The following is a 14,018-nucleotide window of genomic DNA, read 5'->3' on the forward strand; positions in this document are numbered from 1 at the left end:
TGCGCTTTGCTATCCAGGCGGGGTTCACCAACGGGGCGCAGTTCGAAAGCTATCTCAAGGACAGTTTCGACTATCTTTATGCCGAGGGGCAGGCGGGTGTCGGCGCCGCGCCAGTCCACCTCGCGGAAATCCATCACCAGCCGGCGCGGATCGTCCAGCACGAAGACCCGCCAAGGGACCACCTGGCTCAGGAACAGCTCCAACTCCAGCCCGCGGCGGGTGTCGCTCACCGAACTCGCGGCCACGTCCAGCCGCGCCAACCCGGAAAACTCCTGCGCCTGCCCCATGCCCGCCAGAGCCAGCACCAGCGCGCAGCCTGCCCCCTTCACCCCGGTGAAAAGGCGCGTGATCCGGCGCATCAGCCCGCCCCGCGCGCGGACATGAAGCGTGTCAGCCGGGCCAGCCCCTCGCGAATGTCCTCGGCGCTGCGGGCATAGGAGAAGCGCAGCCAATGCCGCCCCTCGACAGGGTCGAAATCCAGCCCCGGCGTCACCGCCACACCGGCCCGGTCGAGAATCTCGGCGGCAAAGGCCAGGGCGTCGTCGGTCATGCCGCTGACATCGGCATAGACATAGAAGGCCCCGTCGGGCGGCGCGATTCGGGTGAACCCGGCCTTGGGCAGTTCCTCCAGCATCAGGCGACGGTTCTCGCGATAGACGGCCAGGTTCGCGTTCAATTCCTCGGGGCAGTCCATGGCATGCAGGGCCAGGCGCTGGCTGGCATGGGTGGGGCAGATGAACATGTTCTGGGCCAGCCGCTCGATCCGGCGCACGTGATCCTGCGGCACCACCATCCAGCCCACGCGCCAGCCGGTCATCGAGAAATACTTGGAAAAGGAATTGATCACATAGGCCTCGTCGGTGACTTCCAGCGCCGTGACGGGCCGGGTCTCGTAGTCGATGCCATGGTAGATCTCGTCGCTGATCAGCGCGGCATCCCGCGCCGCACAGGCGCGGGCCAGCCCGGCCAGCTCGAGCCCGCCCAGCATGGTGCCCGTGGGATTGGCGGGCGAGGCGACCAGAAGCCCCTGCAAATCATGCGCGGCCACATCGCCCGGCACCGGCTGCATCCGGTTTTCCAGCGTCGTCGGCATGTCCACGGGCATCAGGTCCAGCGCGCGCAGGATCTGGCGATAGCTGGGATAGCAGGGCGCCCCCAGCCCGACCCGCTCGCCGGTGTCGAACAGCGCCGAAAAGGCCAGCAGGAAGGCCCCCGAGGCCCCGGCGGTGACCACCACCCGGCCCGGGTCCAGGTCGAGGCCGTACCACTCGCCGTAGTGCCGCGCGATGCGCGCCCGCAGCTCCGGCAGACCCAGCGCCACGGTATAGCCCAGCGGCGCCTCGGCCATCTCGGCCGACAACCGCTCCAGCGCCGCTCGGGGCGCGCCGGTGCCCGGCTGGCCCACTTCCATGTGGATGATCTCGCGCCCCCCGGCCTCGGCCTGGCGGGCGCGTTCCATGACGTCCATCACGATGAAGGGATCGACCTCGCCCCGTCTTGAGTTCCGCATCTGCCCGCCCCTGTGTTGTGGGAAGTCCTGCCCCCGCGTGTCTGCCCTGCCCGGGCGCGGGGCGTCAATGCGCCTCGCGCCGCAGGGCCAGGATGCGTGAGCCTGCGCTTGCAGGCCGGGCCGACAATGCTAGGGTGCCCGCGATCCCGGGCGCGGCCTCCACGGCAGGCCAGCCCCAGATAACCGGAGAGACCACATGCGCCTGACCCTCGCCGCCCTCGCACTGGCCGCCACCCCCGCCCTCGGGCTGGAACTCGACAACATGACCGGGGCCGAACGCGCGGCCTTCCGCGCCGAGGTGCGCGCCTACCTTCTGGAGAACCCCGAAGTCCTGATGGAGGCCATCGACGTTCTGGAACAGCGCCAGGCCGAGGAAGGCGCCCAGGCCGATACCGAGCTTGTGGCCCAGAACCGCGCGGCGCTCTTCGAGGACGGCCATTCCTGGGTCGGTGGCAACCCCGAGGGCGACATCACCATCGTCGAGTTTCTCGACTACCGCTGCGGCTACTGCAAACGGGCGCATCCGGAGGTGGCGGAGTTGATCTCCGGCGACGGGAACATCCGCTACATCATCAAGGAACTTCCCATCCTGGGCGACCAGTCCGTGCTGGCCTCGCGCTTTGCGGTCGCGGTCCAGACCGTGGCCGGGGATGAGGCCTACAAGCTGGTCTCCGACGCGCTCATGACCCAGCGCGCCGACGTGACCGAGGCCAGCCTGACGGAACTGTCCAACACTCTGGGGCTGGAGACCGAGGCGATCATGGCCGAGATGTCCTCGGACGCGGTGAACAAAGTGCTGCAATCCAACCAATTGCTGGCCCAGCGGATGCAGATCACCGGCACACCCACCTTCGTCTTCGAGGACCAGATGCTGCGCGGCTATGCCCCGCTCGACGCCATGCGCCAGGTCGTCGACGAGGTCCGCGCGGCGGACTGATGCGCCCGGTCGCGCTGGCGCTGGCCGCCCTGCCCCTCACCGCCCATGCCGAGGGGTTGGATCTGACGGCCTCCGAACGGGCGGCCTTGGGGGCCGAGGTCCGCGCCCTGCTGCTGGACGAGCCCGAGATCGTCGCACGCGCCCTGCGCGGCCCCGACCGCTACGCCGCAGAGATCGAAAGCGACCTCGCGCTGATCGACGCCCGGGCCGATCGCCTCTTCGATCCGGCCGCAGCGCATCTGCTGGGCGACACTGGCCCCGTCGCCATGGCCGTCTTCACGCCACCCGGTGGCGCCTTGGCCGAGAGCCTGCGGCGCTATGCCCGCGACAATGGCCTGCGCATCGCCCTGCATGATCCGGCCCAAAGCGCGGCTCTGATGGCGGCGCTCACGCTCGACACCGTGCCGTCCTACGTCTTCCCGACCGTGATGGTGCGGGGCGATGTCCCGCTCGCGGTGCTCGACCGCTACCGCTGACCCGCCCCGCAAGGCGTCTTCGGGTCGGAAAAACCGTCGGGGGTGAATGCCGCAGGCAGAGGGGGCAGACAGCCCCCTGAACGCGCAGGCGGCGGCGCAGCCGACGCCGAGACACACCGGCGTGGCGCAGCCACTCAATCTGAAACCGGCACCGCGCTTGCCTCGATCTCGGCCGCCTTCTTCTCGACCTCTTCGACGATGTGGTCGATCATCTGATCGTTCGACATCTTGTGGCTCTGCTTGCCCGCGAGATAGACCATGCCCGCACCGTTGCCGCCGCCGGTGAAGCCGACATCGGTCATCAGCGCCTCGCCGGGGCCGTTCACCACGCAGCCGATGATTGACAGCGACATCGGCGTCTTGATGTGTTCGAGCCGCTCTTCCAGCGCTTCCACGGTCTTGATGACGTCAAAGCCCTGCCGCGCGCAGGAGGGGCAGGAAATGATGTTCACCCCGCGATGGCGCAGGCCCAGGGACTTGAGGATCTCGTAGCCCACCTTGATCTCTTCCACCGGATCGGCCGAGAGGCTGACGCGGACGGTGTCGCCGATCCCCATCCAAAGCAGCTGGCCCAGCCCGATGGCCGACTTGATCGTGCCCGAGGTGAGGCCCCCGGCCTCGGTGATGCCAAGGTGGATCGGCGCGTCGGTTTGTTCGGCCAGCTGCATGTAGGCGGCGGCGGCCATGAAGACATCGGACGCCTTGCAACTGATCTTGAACTCGTGAAAATCGTTGTCCTGCAGCACCTTGATATGGTCCAGCCCGCTTTCGACCATGGCATCGGGACAGGGCTCGCCGTATTTGTCCAGCAGGTGCTTTTCCAGCGATCCCGCGTTCACGCCGATGCGCATGGAACAGCCGTGATCGCGGGCGGCCGAGATGACCTCCTTCACCCGCCGCTCATCACCGATGTTGCCGGGATTGATGCGCAGACAGGCGGCCCCCGCCTCGGCGGCCTCGATGCCGCGCCGGTAGTGGAAATGGATGTCGGCGACGAGCGGCACCGGGCTTTCGCGCACGATCTCTTTCAGCGCCCTCGAACTGGCCTCGTCGGGCACGCTGACCCGCACTATATCCGCGCCCGCCTCGGCGGCGGCCTGGACCTGGGCGATGGTGCCGGAGATGTCCGTCGTCTCGGTATTGGTCATGGTCTGGACCGAGATCGGGGCGTCGCCGCCCACGGGCACGTCGCCGACCATGATCTTGCGGCTTTCGCGGCGATGGATGTTGCGCCAGGGGCGCACCGGATTGAGAGACATGTGGTCGTGATCCTGTAAGGCTGCGCTCAATTCCTACCTAGGGCCTCGGCGCGGATGGGGCAACGGGGCCTTGGCACGCAGGCGCATCACTGGCCCCCGGCCTGACCAGCCCCCAGATCGGCAAAGTTGACCACCGCCGCCAGATCGCTGTCCGTGGACAGGTCGGCCATCTGGTAGTCCTCCAGCACGGCCTCGGGCGACAGCGCAACATCGGAACTGACCGCGCCGTCCTGGCCCACGGGGCCATAATGTTGGCCAGCGACGGCAAAATAGACCGCGCCGGATTCGCCGATCCTGAGGCGCGGGGCCGTTTCGGTGCGGGGAACGTCATAAGTGTCCCCGGCGTTGAGGATGCCTTCGTAGAGCACCGCGCCGTCGGCGCCGCGCACGCGGACCCAAGCGGGGCGCACGGCCACCAGTTTCACGCCCGGTGGCGGGTCTTGGGTGACCTGAACCGTCGCGTCCGGCATGTCATCGGCGTTCAACCCGGCCAGGGCCTCATTTCCCGGCACCGAGATATCGGCGCTGTCCTGGTCTTGCGCCGCGGGGTCCGCGATGTCCTCGGCGGCGGCAAGCATCCTGTCGCGCGCGGCGGGCGAGACCAGCACGCCCATGGCCCGCGGATCAAGCGTCGAAATCGGTGCGTCGCGGGCGACCATGACCGGTGCCTCCAGCGCCTGCGGCCGATAGAGCCTGTCCAGCGCACCGGGATCAGGCCCGCCGCGCTCGGCCCTGGCGTCATCGTCAGGCGCGTCGCGCCGCTCGGTCCCGGCCAGCGGGTCCATCTCGGCCATGACGTCGGGCGTGTTCTCGACCGGAGCAAGCTGCACCCTCTGAACCTCCTGCAGCACGGTCCAGCCGCCGTAGCCCAGCCCGCCGATCAGCGCCACCAGCACCAGAACCGACCCGATGGCGCGCGGTTCGATCTGGCTGAACATGGCCTCGCGCGCGGGCACGAAGGGGGTCATGGGGGCTGCGAAGATATCCGCGTCGCTCCGCACGGCCGGCCGTTCGCGGACTTTCACGCTTGACGCTTGATCGGACATGCCGTGGGTGGTGCTGAAGCCGCTTTCGCGGCAAAACCGCTCGAATGCCCAGTCGGGATCGAGGGTAAGATACCGCGCGTAGGAGCGGACGTATCCAGCAATGAAGCCCGGCGTATCGAAGGCCGTCGGATCGGCGTTCTCGATCGCGGCGATATAGGCCGCCTTTATGCGCAGCTCGCGCTGAACATCCAGAAGGGACTTGCCCATCGTCGCCCGTTCGCCGCGCATCAGGTCGCCGAGCCTGAGGTCGAAGGCATCGAATCCCTGCGTGTCCTGCTGCGGCTGTGCCGGTTCGGTCCTGAACCCTTTGCGGATCATCCGGTATTCTCTGCTCTGCCCCGCCCCGGTGTGGACGCGATTCGTCCTCGCACCCGGATATCCTATTATGTACCACGTTCCAAGCGGGGACGCACCGGCAGAAAGTTCACCCGGCAAGCTCGGCACGATTCAGCGCACAATGGGACCACAGCGCATCCAGCGCCTTGACGAGGGCGTCCATCTCGCGCGGGCCATGCACCGGCGATGGGGTGAAACGCAGCCGCTCGGTGCCGCGCGGGACGGTCGGAAAATTGATCGGCTGCACGTAGATGCCGTGATCCGCCAGCAGCATGTCCGAGATCGTCTTGGTGTGCACCGGATCGCCCACGATCAGCGGCACGATGTGGCTGCCATTGTCGATGATGGGCAGGCCGAGCCCTCGCAGCCGGGTCTTGAGGATCTTCGCCTGCCTCTGGTGCGCCTCGCGCAGCGACGGGTCGGTCTTGAGATGCGCGACCGAGGCCGCGGCCCCGGCGGCCACCACCGGCGGAAGCGACGTCGTGAAGATGAAGCCCGGCGCGTAAGACCTTACCGCATCGCACATTTTCGCGCTGGCCGCGATATAGCCACCATGCACGCCGAAGGCCTTGCCCAGAGTGCCGTTGACGATGTCGATCCGGTCCAGAAGACCATCGCGCTCGGCCACGCCGCCGCCGCGCGGGCCATACATGCCAACCGCATGGACCTCGTCGAGATAGGTCAGCGCGCCGAATTCCTCGGCCAGGTCGCAGACTGCCGCGATGGGGCCGAAATCGCCATCCATGGAATAGACCGACTCGAAGGCAATGAGCTTGGGCGCCGCCGGATCGTCCGCTTCCAGCTTGGCGCGCAGATCGTCCAGATTGTTGTGCTGGAACACCCGCTTGGCGCCACCGTTGCGGCGAATCCCCTCGATCATCGAGGCGTGGTTGAGGCTGTCCGAGTAAATGATCAGCCCCGGAAAGAGTTTCGGCAGGGTCGAGAGCGTCGCATCATTCGCGATGTAGGCACTCGTAAAAAGCAGCGCTGCCTCTTTCGCGTGCAGTTCTGCAAGCTCCGCCTCCAGCTTTTTGTGGTAAACTGTCGTTCCCGAGATGTTGCGCGTACCGCCCGAGCCCGCACCGGTGGCCTCCAACGCCTCGTGCATTGCGCTCAGCACCGCCGGGTGCTGGCCCATTCCAAGGTAGTCGTTGCCGCACCACACGGTGATCTGCTGATCGGTGCCATCCGGCCGCCGCCAGATCGCATGGGGAAACTGGCCGCGGCGTCTTTCGATGTCGATGAAGGTCCGGTAACGGCCTTCTTCGTGCAGTCGTGACAATGCGTCATCCAGATGCGCGGTATAGTCCATGGGTCACCCCCGAAAGCAGCCTGGGCGCCCTGCGTGCGGCGCGCCCATTGTTGGAACCGCATATAGGCCGGCCCCTGCCGAGACAACAGGCTACAATTTGCCGCCCCTGATGGCAATTCGTCCACCGCCCCTGCCCCGGCCCCATGGACATCACGCGCAGGGCCGGTAGGTTGAGGATCAACCGCAGGAAAGGACCCCCATGCTCGACTCCGTGCTCGCCCGTATCGACGAGGATCTGCCGCAGGCGCTGGCGCGACTGACAGATTTCCTGGCGATTCCCTCGATCTCCACCGACCCGGCCCATGACGCCCAGGTGGACCGGGCTGCCGACTGGCTGGCGGCCGACCTCGCCTCGATCGGCTTTGCCGCCGAGAAGCACGCCACCCCGGGCCACCCCATGGTGGTGGCCCATGGCCAGGCGCCCGAGGGGGGCAGCGGCCCGCACCTGCTGTTTTACGGTCACTACGATGTGCAGCCCGTCGACCCGCTGGAGCTCTGGGATCATGGCCCCTTCGATCCCCACGTCGAGGACCGCGACGGCAAGACTCTGATCCGCGGCCGCGGCGCCAGCGACGACAAGGGCCAGCTGATGACCTTCGTCGAGGCCTGCCGCGCCTGGAAGGCCGTGCATGGCAGCCTGCCATTGCAACTGTCGTTTCTCTTCGAGGGCGAAGAGGAAAGCGGCTCGCCCTCACTCGTGCCCTACATGGAAGAGAACGCCAACGCGCTGAAGGCCGACCTCGCGCTGATCTGCGACACCGCCATGGTCGCCCCCGGCGTGCCCTCGATCGCCAGCCAGCTGCGCGGGATGCTCAAGGACGAGTTCACGCTCAGGGGGCCGGCCATGGACCTGCATTCAGGCCATTACGGCGGCCCGGCCATCAACCCCCTGCGCGAGATATCGCGCATCATCACCTCTTTCCATGATGTCACGGGCAAGGTCGCCGTCGCGGGCTTTTACGATGACGTGGACGAGGTGCCGCCGGAATTGCTGCGCCAGTGGGAGGCCGCCGGCTTTGACGAGGCCGACTATCTGGCCAATGCCGGGCTGACGCGTGCCCATGGTGAAGAGGGATACTCGGCTCTGGTCCAGCAATGGGCGCGCCCGACGCTGGAAATCAACGGCCTCTGGGGCGGTTACCAGGGCGTAGGCACCAAGACGGTGATCCCCGCCGAGGCGCATTGCAAACTGACCTGCCGCCTCGTGGGCGGGATGGACCCTGCCGACATCCGCGCCAAGCTGCGCGCCCATGTCGAGGCCCAGCTCAAGCCTGACCTGACGATCGAGTGGAACCAGGACCTCGACGGATCGCCCGCCTCGGTGATGAACACCGACCGGCCCGAATTCGAGAAGGCCCGCCAGGCGCTGAGCACGGAATGGAACCGCGAGGCGGTCCTTTCCGGCATGGGTGGCTCGATCCCCATCGCGGGGTTCTTCAAGACCGTTCTCGACATGGACGCCATGCTGATCGGCTTTGCCAACGAGGACGACCGCATCCACAGCCCGAACGAGAAATACGACCTCGACAGTTTCCACAAGGGCATCCGGTCCTGGGCGCGGGTCCTGGCCGCGCTGGCCGGCTGACAGCATGGTCTTCCGGTTCGTCGTCGGCTGGATCGGGCGGCTGATCGGCCTTCTGGCGGGTCTGATCGTCCTGACCTGGCCGCTGTTCTGGCCCCCGCCCGAGCTGCGCGGGGTCTGGCGCACGCAGGGTTACGGCCTGGTGGTGGACGTGGGCCGGATCATGGTCACGGCCTATCAGCGCACGGAGGTCTCCTGCCTGCCCGTCTACCGCGGCCCCGCGCATTCGCTTGTCCTGGCGGAACTGGGCGATATCGCGCTCAACGCCGAGGGCGACGGCGGCTTGCGCATCGACATCGACGGCGCGTCCAACCCCATCCGCACGCGCCGGCTGGACGCCCTGCCCGCGGCCTGTGCCGAGGGCGGCACGCCGCAGGAACCCACCGTGCGCGACGCGTTCGACATCGCCTGGCACGGGCTGAACGAACACTATCCCTTTTTCGACCGGCACGGGATCGACTGGCCCGCCCGCTACGAGGCCCTGGCCCCGGGCGTGCGCACCCTCGACGATCTCTGGCCCGCGATGCAGGACCTGCTGGCCGGTATCGACGACACGCTGGTCTATCTATTCGACCCCGAGGGCGGCCGCGCCGTGACCCCCGCCGAAACGCCGCCCTGGCACGCCAAGGCGGTAGATTTCCGCGAGATCCCGCGCGCCAACGACCTGACACGCGTCGGGGATACCGGGCTGGAATACACCGTGCTGGAGGGCAATATCGGCTATGTCTTCCTGCGCCACACCGCCACACGCCCCGGCGTGGGCACCGCGCAGGACGTCACGGCGGCCAGCGCCTTTTCAAGGGTCGCCGACGCGCTGCGCGACACCCGCGCCATCATCCTCGACAACCGGCTGAATCCCGGCGGGTCCGACGCGGTGGCCTTGGCCTACGCGGGGTTTTTCACCGACAGCCCCGTGCGGGCCTTCAGCAAGGAAATCCGCACCGAGAACGAGTATACCCCGCCCGAGACCGCGCGCACCATTGCCACCGACCTGCCGCTGACCCAGCCGGTCTATCTGCTCAATTCCAGTTATACCGCCGGGGCAGCCGAAGTGCTGACCCTCGCGCTGGGCGAGATGCCGCAGGTCACTGTCGTTGGCGCGCGCACGGCCGGGGCGCTGTCGGACATCATGGAAATCACGCTGCCCACCGACTGGCGCCTGGGCATGGCGCACCAGGTCTATCGCGACGCCGCGGGGGCGGTGGTCAATGGCGTCGGGGTGGCCCCCGAGACCGCCCTGCCCTTCGACGCGCCCGCCTTCCGCGCGGGCCGCGATCCGGGGGTGAAATCGGTGCTGGATATGATCAAAAACGGCTGATGCCCATACAGAAGCCACTCTCGGCTGGGCAGGTCCGCAAGTGGACCATTCGGTCACGCGACAGTGCGGAAAGTGGCGCGGTTGACGGGGCTCGAACCCGCGACCTCCGGCGTGACAGGCCGGCACTCTAACCATCTGAGCTACAACCGCGCTTTCCGGCATCCGGGCATCAAGGGCGGGGCAGCGGTGGCGCGGTTGACGGGGCTCGAACCCGCGACCTCCGGCGTGACAGGCCGGCACTCTAACCATCTGAGCTACAACCGCTCGCTGCCCGCCCGGGACGTGCCCCGAGGCGTGGCGTGTCTTCTAGGCGCGGCCCCGCGCAGCGTCAAGCGAGAATGGCTGGCCCTCGCAAGGTTTTTCTGCGCCCGTCCGGCCGTGGTGACCGGGACCGTTGACCGGTTTGCCGGGCGACTGTTAGCGCGTTGTGGGGAGGAAAGGAGGCGATGCCATGCGACTTACACGCCCGGCCGCAGGCCTGATCCCAATCGTGATTGCCATGTTTGCGGCCCTGCTCGACACACCGACGGCAAACGCCGCGCCCAACCCGTGCAGCCCCGTCATCGACGCGCCGCAAGACGGCGAGAAGGTTCCGAGGGACTTTTCGATCCGCATTCTGCCGGGGGATTTCTCGGACTGCCGGATCGACGAATTGCGCTATGCCGTCATCGAGATCAACCCGGAGGGGCGCAATCGCACGGTGCTCTTCAGGAAATCGGATTGCTGCGAGTTCATGCAGACCGGACACCCGCTGGTCGAACGCCGGGCCCCGGCCGGCGAACTCAAGTCCGGGACGGACTACGTGGTCCAGGCGCAGTTCGTGGACCGCACGCTGAAGGTTTTCGGGGGCCTGGATCACATCCGGGCCGAGCTTGGACCGATCGCGGTCATCCCCGTAACGACCGAGGAAAGCGATACGCGCACCCGGCGGCATGGTGACGAAACCACCAGGCCCGATGCGATGGTCTTCGCGCTGGACATGGCCGGCCGATTCGGCCACGGGCGCGCTGCCTCGGTCGCAGAGGCCAGCCGAACCGCGCTCGATTACTGCGGCAGTGCCGACTGCCGCACCGTGTCCCAACCGACGCGCGAAAGGTGCCATGCCCTCGCCCAACGGACCCAGGGGGGGTATTGGTGGGGGATCGGCGCAGGCGACACCGACGCCAACGCCAAAACGCTCGCCCGCCGGTTTTGTGAACGGGACCAGCAAGGCACCTGCCAGGTCGTCTACAGCTACTGCAAATGACCGGGCGGCGCAGCGGCCCGGGGGGCGCGTGGCCGTCGCGTCACCTTCAAGCGCGCATCCCCGCCCGCGGCCATGCGAGACACCCAGCGCTGGCAGACAGGCGGCATCGCCGGCCCGTGGTGCCGCCGCCTCAGGTCCGATCCAGCACCTTGCGCAGCTTCAAGGCAAGCTGCTCGCGCCGGTAGGGTTTGCTCAGCAGGTCGACGCCCGGATCCAGCTTGCCGTTGTGAACGATGGAGTTCTGGGTATAGCCCGAAGTGAAAAGGATCTTGATATCGGGGCGGCGTTCGCGGGCGGCCGCAGCCACTTCGCGCCCCCCCATACCGCCGGACAGGACCACGTCCGTGAAAAGAAGGTCGATCCGTTGGCCCTGTTGCAGGATTTCGAGCGCTTCAGCACCTTCCGACGCTTGCAAAACCCCGTATCCGAGCCCCTTGAGCTGCGTCACGACATGGTCTCGCACGACCCCGTTATCCTCCACGACCAGGATCACCTCCTGTCCTCCAGCGATCGTCTGATCCGCGACGTCGAAATGCGCCCGGTCCTGCTTGGCGCGGGCACGTGGAAAGTAGAGTTTGAAGGCCGTACCTTCGCCGATTTCCGAATAGACGCGGATGTGGCCCCTGGATTGCTTGACGAACCCGTAGACCATACTGAGCCCGAGCCCCGAGCCCTTGCCAACGTCCTTGGTGGTGAAGAAAGGTTCGAAAATTCGGTTCATGGTCTCCTCTGGCATGCCCGGGCCGGTATCGGTCACCACGATCAGCACATATTGCCCGGCCTCGACATCCAGTTCGCTGGCCACATAGGCGTCATCCAGCGCGGCATTGGCCACCTCGATGGTCAGCGCGCCGCCATCGGGCATCGCATCGCGGGCATTGAGCGCCAGGTTCAAAAGCGCCGACTCAAGCTGGCCGGGGTCGACTTCGGTTTTCCACAACCCGCCCGATTGCACGATCTCGATTTCGATATGCTCTGGCAACGTGCGCCGCAGCAGGCCATCCATCCCCTGGATCAACTGGCCCACGTCCAGCACCTGTGGCTTGAGGGCCTGCTTGCGTGAAAAGGCCAGCAGACGGTTGGTCAGCTAGGCCCCACGCATGGCGGCATTGGCGGTCATTTCGGCCATGGTTTGAAGATGCGGCTGCTCTTTCAGCTCGTCTGACAGGGCGTCGGCATTGCCCAGAACGACGGTGAGCAAATTGTTGAAGTCATGTGCGACGCCGCCCGTCAGCTGGCCGACGGCCTCCATCTTCTGGGCCTGGCGCAGCCGGTCCTCCAGTTGGCGGCGCTCGGAGATATCCTGAAAAGACCCCCGCACGGCGACAATCCGCCCCGCATCATCGCGTTCCGGCTCGCCCGTCGTGCGCACCCAAAGCCTGCGGCCCTTCGCACTGATGATCTCGAGTTCCTCGGCGAAGGGGATGCCGTCGTGCAGACAGGCCTGGAACAGGGTTGCAATGCGGTCCCTGTATTCCGGAGCGTAGTATGCGATGCCCTGCTCTACGGTGGGCGAGACGCCCTCGGGTTCATCGTGGATACGGGCGGTCTGCGGCGACCATTCGATCTGATGAGAGTGAATGTCGTATCGCCATGCGCCAAACTTCGCCGACGTTCCGGCGATTTCAAGCAGCCAGTTCCCCCGCGCCAACTCACGAGAGGCCGCTTCCTCGCGCGCGAGCGCCGCCTGCGCCGCCTGCTCGGCAAGGACGAGGCGCGAGACATCGCGTGCCGCAACGAGTTCGGCACGGCGGCCGTCATGGGTGATCGTGTGGCCCGTGATATCCACATGGATCACCTCGCCCGACTTCAGGCAATGCCGCCAGGTCCCGCTTTCGCCGCGGCCTTCAGTGACCGCCGCTACGTTCCTTGCAAGCGCGGCGCGATCATCGGCGGGACGGATATCCGCGATCGTCATCGCCAGGAACTCTGCGCGGGTGTATCCGTATTTGGCGATTGCCGACTTGTTGACCGCAAGAAACCGCAAGGTCTCGAGGTCATATATCCACATCGGATCGGGATTGGACATGAAGAGGCTGTCTGCGGCCAGACTCAATTTCCAGGTCCTCGGGTCTTGGTGAGAAGGGACAGGCAAACTGTCCTTGGATGGCCACCTTGGCCACGCCGCAATCACGATAGACGTCAGGCACAGCCGAGTCGACACGGTTGGCCGTCGCTTCGCCAAACCGTCACGATGTCATGAGCTTTGAATGGTGGGTCGTGAGAGGTTCGAACTCCCGACATCTTCGGTGTAAACGAAGCGCTCTACCAGCTGAGCTAACGACCCGGTGGTGGGCGATTTACAGAGGCCTCGCGCCGCTGGCAAGCCCCTGCCGCCCCGCGCGATGCCTGATCTGCCCGGAACCCTGACAGGAAAATGGTGGGTGATAGAAGATTCGAACTTCTGACATCTTCGATGTGAACGAAGCGCTCTACCACTGAGCTAATCACCCAATCCGCTGCGGGATTTAGCCTTACTCGCCCGTATCCGCAAGGGGGTCTTTTGCCACGGGGGCGCGGGCCTTTGGCTGGCGCACCTTGGTGACGATGACCTTGGCGTTGGACAGGTCCTTGGTGCGGTTGACCCTGACCTTGCCCAGGGGCGGCAGGTTCATGTCCTCGCCATTCGCCAGCCCGAGCCCCAGGACATTGAGCGTGGATTCGACCACCGGCTTGACGTCCTTCTTCTTCATGCCGGTCTCGGCCATGACGCGGTCGATCAGCGCGGGTTTCTTGAGCATGGACCCCGAGACATCGGGCGTGCTGTCCTCGACCACCCTTGGTTCGGGGGGCGCTGTAGTGGAGGGCGTTTTGCGCTTTGTTTCGGCGGTCCCGGCCGGCTGCGTCGTCCGCGCGGCCTTGGGCGTGGCGGCCTTGCGCGCCGGTGTGGTTGCTGTTGTACCGGGGCACGGTTCTGAGACAGCGCGTTGCGCTGGTTAGGCCGCCATTTTAACCTCCGTGACGGCTTCGGGTTCAAGGGCTTTTTGCTCGGCCCT

General features: G+C 66.5%; 12 protein-coding genes, 4 tRNA genes and 1 pseudogene. 6 read left to right on the forward strand and 11 right to left on the reverse strand.

The window, feature by feature from the left end; genetic code table 11:
- A pseudogene (locus tag ACH107_RS23535) lies at nucleotides 1-98 on the forward strand (allantoinase); the annotation flags it as partial.
- Between the two features lie 260 nt (nucleotides 99-358).
- On the opposite strand, the gene ACH107_RS23540 reads toward ACH107_RS23535, so the two are convergent.
- The gene (locus ACH107_RS23540) at nucleotides 359-1,510 is read right to left on the reverse strand and encodes a pyridoxal phosphate-dependent aminotransferase (RefSeq protein ID WP_412507917.1); all 1,152 of its coding nucleotides are present in this window, start codon (nucleotides 1,508-1,510) and stop codon (nucleotides 359-361) included.
- A gap of 196 nt (nucleotides 1,511-1,706) precedes the next feature.
- On the opposite strand from ACH107_RS23540, the gene ACH107_RS23545 reads away from it, so the two are divergent.
- Both ACH107_RS23545 and ACH107_RS23550 read left to right on the forward strand, forming a co-directional pair.
- A complete protein-coding gene (locus ACH107_RS23545) occupies nucleotides 1,707-2,447 on the forward strand; it encodes a DsbA family protein (protein ID WP_412507918.1) in 741 nt (246 codons plus the stop codon).
- Nucleotides 2,447-2,923 carry a disulfide bond formation protein DsbA gene (locus ACH107_RS23550; protein ID WP_412507919.1) on the forward strand — a complete coding sequence of 159 codons (477 nt, stop codon included), beginning with the start codon at nucleotides 2,447-2,449 and terminating at the stop codon, nucleotides 2,921-2,923. The genes ACH107_RS23545 and ACH107_RS23550 overlap by 1 nt, the downstream gene beginning before the upstream one ends.
- Nucleotides 2,924-3,057: 134 nt before the next feature.
- On the opposite strand, the gene ispG is transcribed toward ACH107_RS23550, so the two are convergent.
- From ispG to hemA, 3 genes are all read right to left on the reverse strand, one after another.
- On the reverse strand, nucleotides 3,058-4,182 hold the full coding sequence (gene ispG / locus ACH107_RS23555; protein ID WP_412507920.1) for a flavodoxin-dependent (E)-4-hydroxy-3-methylbut-2-enyl-diphosphate synthase: 1,125 nt from the start codon (nucleotides 4,180-4,182) through the stop codon (nucleotides 3,058-3,060).
- Nucleotides 4,183-4,268: 86 nt separating this feature from the next.
- Nucleotides 4,269-5,546 (reverse strand): helix-turn-helix domain-containing protein, encoded by a 1,278-nt coding sequence (locus ACH107_RS23560; RefSeq protein ID WP_412507922.1) that lies wholly within the window; start codon nucleotides 5,544-5,546, stop codon nucleotides 4,269-4,271.
- Between the two features lie 106 nt (nucleotides 5,547-5,652).
- Complete coding sequence (gene hemA, locus ACH107_RS23565) at nucleotides 5,653-6,876, reverse strand: 5-aminolevulinate synthase (RefSeq protein ID WP_412507923.1); 1,224 nt, start codon at nucleotides 6,874-6,876, stop codon at nucleotides 5,653-5,655.
- Between the two features lie 199 nt (nucleotides 6,877-7,075).
- Here hemA and ACH107_RS23570 point away from each other — a divergent pair, with 199 nt between their 5' ends.
- Together ACH107_RS23570 and ACH107_RS23575 are read left to right on the forward strand one after the other, a co-directional pair.
- A complete protein-coding gene (locus ACH107_RS23570; RefSeq protein WP_412507924.1) occupies nucleotides 7,076-8,461 on the forward strand; it encodes a dipeptidase in 1,386 nt (461 codons plus the stop codon).
- A 4-nt stretch (nucleotides 8,462-8,465) separates the two neighbouring features.
- Entirely contained in the window at nucleotides 8,466-9,776 is a 1,311-nt protein-coding gene (locus ACH107_RS23575; protein WP_412507926.1) for a S41 family peptidase, read from the forward strand.
- 73 nt (nucleotides 9,777-9,849) lie between these two features.
- On the opposite strand, the gene ACH107_RS23580 is transcribed toward ACH107_RS23575, so the two are convergent.
- Both ACH107_RS23580 and ACH107_RS23585 read right to left on the reverse strand, forming a co-directional pair.
- A tRNA-Asp gene (locus ACH107_RS23580) sits at nucleotides 9,850-9,926 on the reverse strand.
- Between the two features lie 37 nt (nucleotides 9,927-9,963).
- A tRNA-Asp gene (locus ACH107_RS23585) sits at nucleotides 9,964-10,040 on the reverse strand.
- A 187-nt stretch (nucleotides 10,041-10,227) separates the two neighbouring features.
- Between ACH107_RS23585 and ACH107_RS23590 the strand changes: the two genes are divergently transcribed.
- A complete protein-coding gene (locus tag ACH107_RS23590; protein WP_412507927.1) occupies nucleotides 10,228-11,022 on the forward strand; it encodes a DUF4189 domain-containing protein in 795 nt (264 codons plus the stop codon).
- Nucleotides 11,023-11,152: 130 nt separating this feature from the next.
- Here ACH107_RS23590 and ACH107_RS23595 read toward each other — a convergent pair whose 3' ends face one another.
- The 5 genes from ACH107_RS23595 to ACH107_RS23615 all read right to left on the reverse strand — a co-directional run bounded on the left by ACH107_RS23595 (nucleotide 11,153) and on the right by ACH107_RS23615 (nucleotide 13,799).
- Complete coding sequence (locus ACH107_RS23595) at nucleotides 11,153-12,049, reverse strand: ATP-binding protein (RefSeq protein WP_412507928.1); 897 nt, start codon at nucleotides 12,047-12,049, stop codon at nucleotides 11,153-11,155.
- 60 nt (nucleotides 12,050-12,109) lie between these two features.
- The gene (locus tag ACH107_RS23600; RefSeq protein WP_412507929.1) at nucleotides 12,110-13,078 is read right to left on the reverse strand and encodes a PAS domain S-box protein; all 969 of its coding nucleotides are present in this window, start codon (nucleotides 13,076-13,078) and stop codon (nucleotides 12,110-12,112) included.
- Nucleotides 13,079-13,233: 155 nt separating this feature from the next.
- Nucleotides 13,234-13,309, reverse strand: a tRNA-Val gene (locus tag ACH107_RS23605).
- A 91-nt stretch (nucleotides 13,310-13,400) separates the two neighbouring features.
- Nucleotides 13,401-13,475, reverse strand: a tRNA-Val gene (locus ACH107_RS23610).
- A 21-nt stretch (nucleotides 13,476-13,496) separates the two neighbouring features.
- Nucleotides 13,497-13,799, reverse strand: coding sequence for an HU family DNA-binding protein (locus ACH107_RS23615; RefSeq protein WP_412507931.1), 303 nt, complete (start codon nucleotides 13,797-13,799; stop codon nucleotides 13,497-13,499).
- Nucleotides 13,800-14,018: the final 219 nt, after the last annotated feature.

It is taken from the genome of Roseovarius halophilus (ex Wu et al. 2025) (genome assembly GCF_047086965.1).

What these genes read in the sequence shown, in the direction of transcription:
- ACH107_RS23540 (WP_412507917.1), bottom strand. Translation starts at nt 1,510, where the DNA reads ATGCGGAACTCAAGACGGGGCGAGGTCGATCCCTTCATCGTGATGGAC.
- ACH107_RS23545 (WP_412507918.1), top strand. Translation starts at nt 1,707, where the DNA reads ATGCGCCTGACCCTCGCCGCCCTCGCACTGGCCGCCACCCCCGCCCTC.
- ACH107_RS23550 (WP_412507919.1), top strand. Translation starts at nt 2,447, where the DNA reads ATGCGCCCGGTCGCGCTGGCGCTGGCCGCCCTGCCCCTCACCGCCCAT.
- ispG (WP_412507920.1), bottom strand. Translation starts at nt 4,182, where the DNA reads ATGTCTCTCAATCCGGTGCGCCCCTGGCGCAACATCCATCGCCGCGAA.
- ACH107_RS23560 (WP_412507922.1), bottom strand. Translation starts at nt 5,546, where the DNA reads ATGATCCGCAAAGGGTTCAGGACCGAACCGGCACAGCCGCAGCAGGAC.
- hemA (WP_412507923.1), bottom strand. Translation starts at nt 6,876, where the DNA reads ATGGACTATACCGCGCATCTGGATGACGCATTGTCACGACTGCACGAA.
- ACH107_RS23570 (WP_412507924.1), top strand. Translation starts at nt 7,076, where the DNA reads ATGCTCGACTCCGTGCTCGCCCGTATCGACGAGGATCTGCCGCAGGCG.
- ACH107_RS23575 (WP_412507926.1), top strand. Translation starts at nt 8,466, where the DNA reads ATGGTCTTCCGGTTCGTCGTCGGCTGGATCGGGCGGCTGATCGGCCTT.
- ACH107_RS23590 (WP_412507927.1), top strand. Translation starts at nt 10,228, where the DNA reads ATGCGACTTACACGCCCGGCCGCAGGCCTGATCCCAATCGTGATTGCC.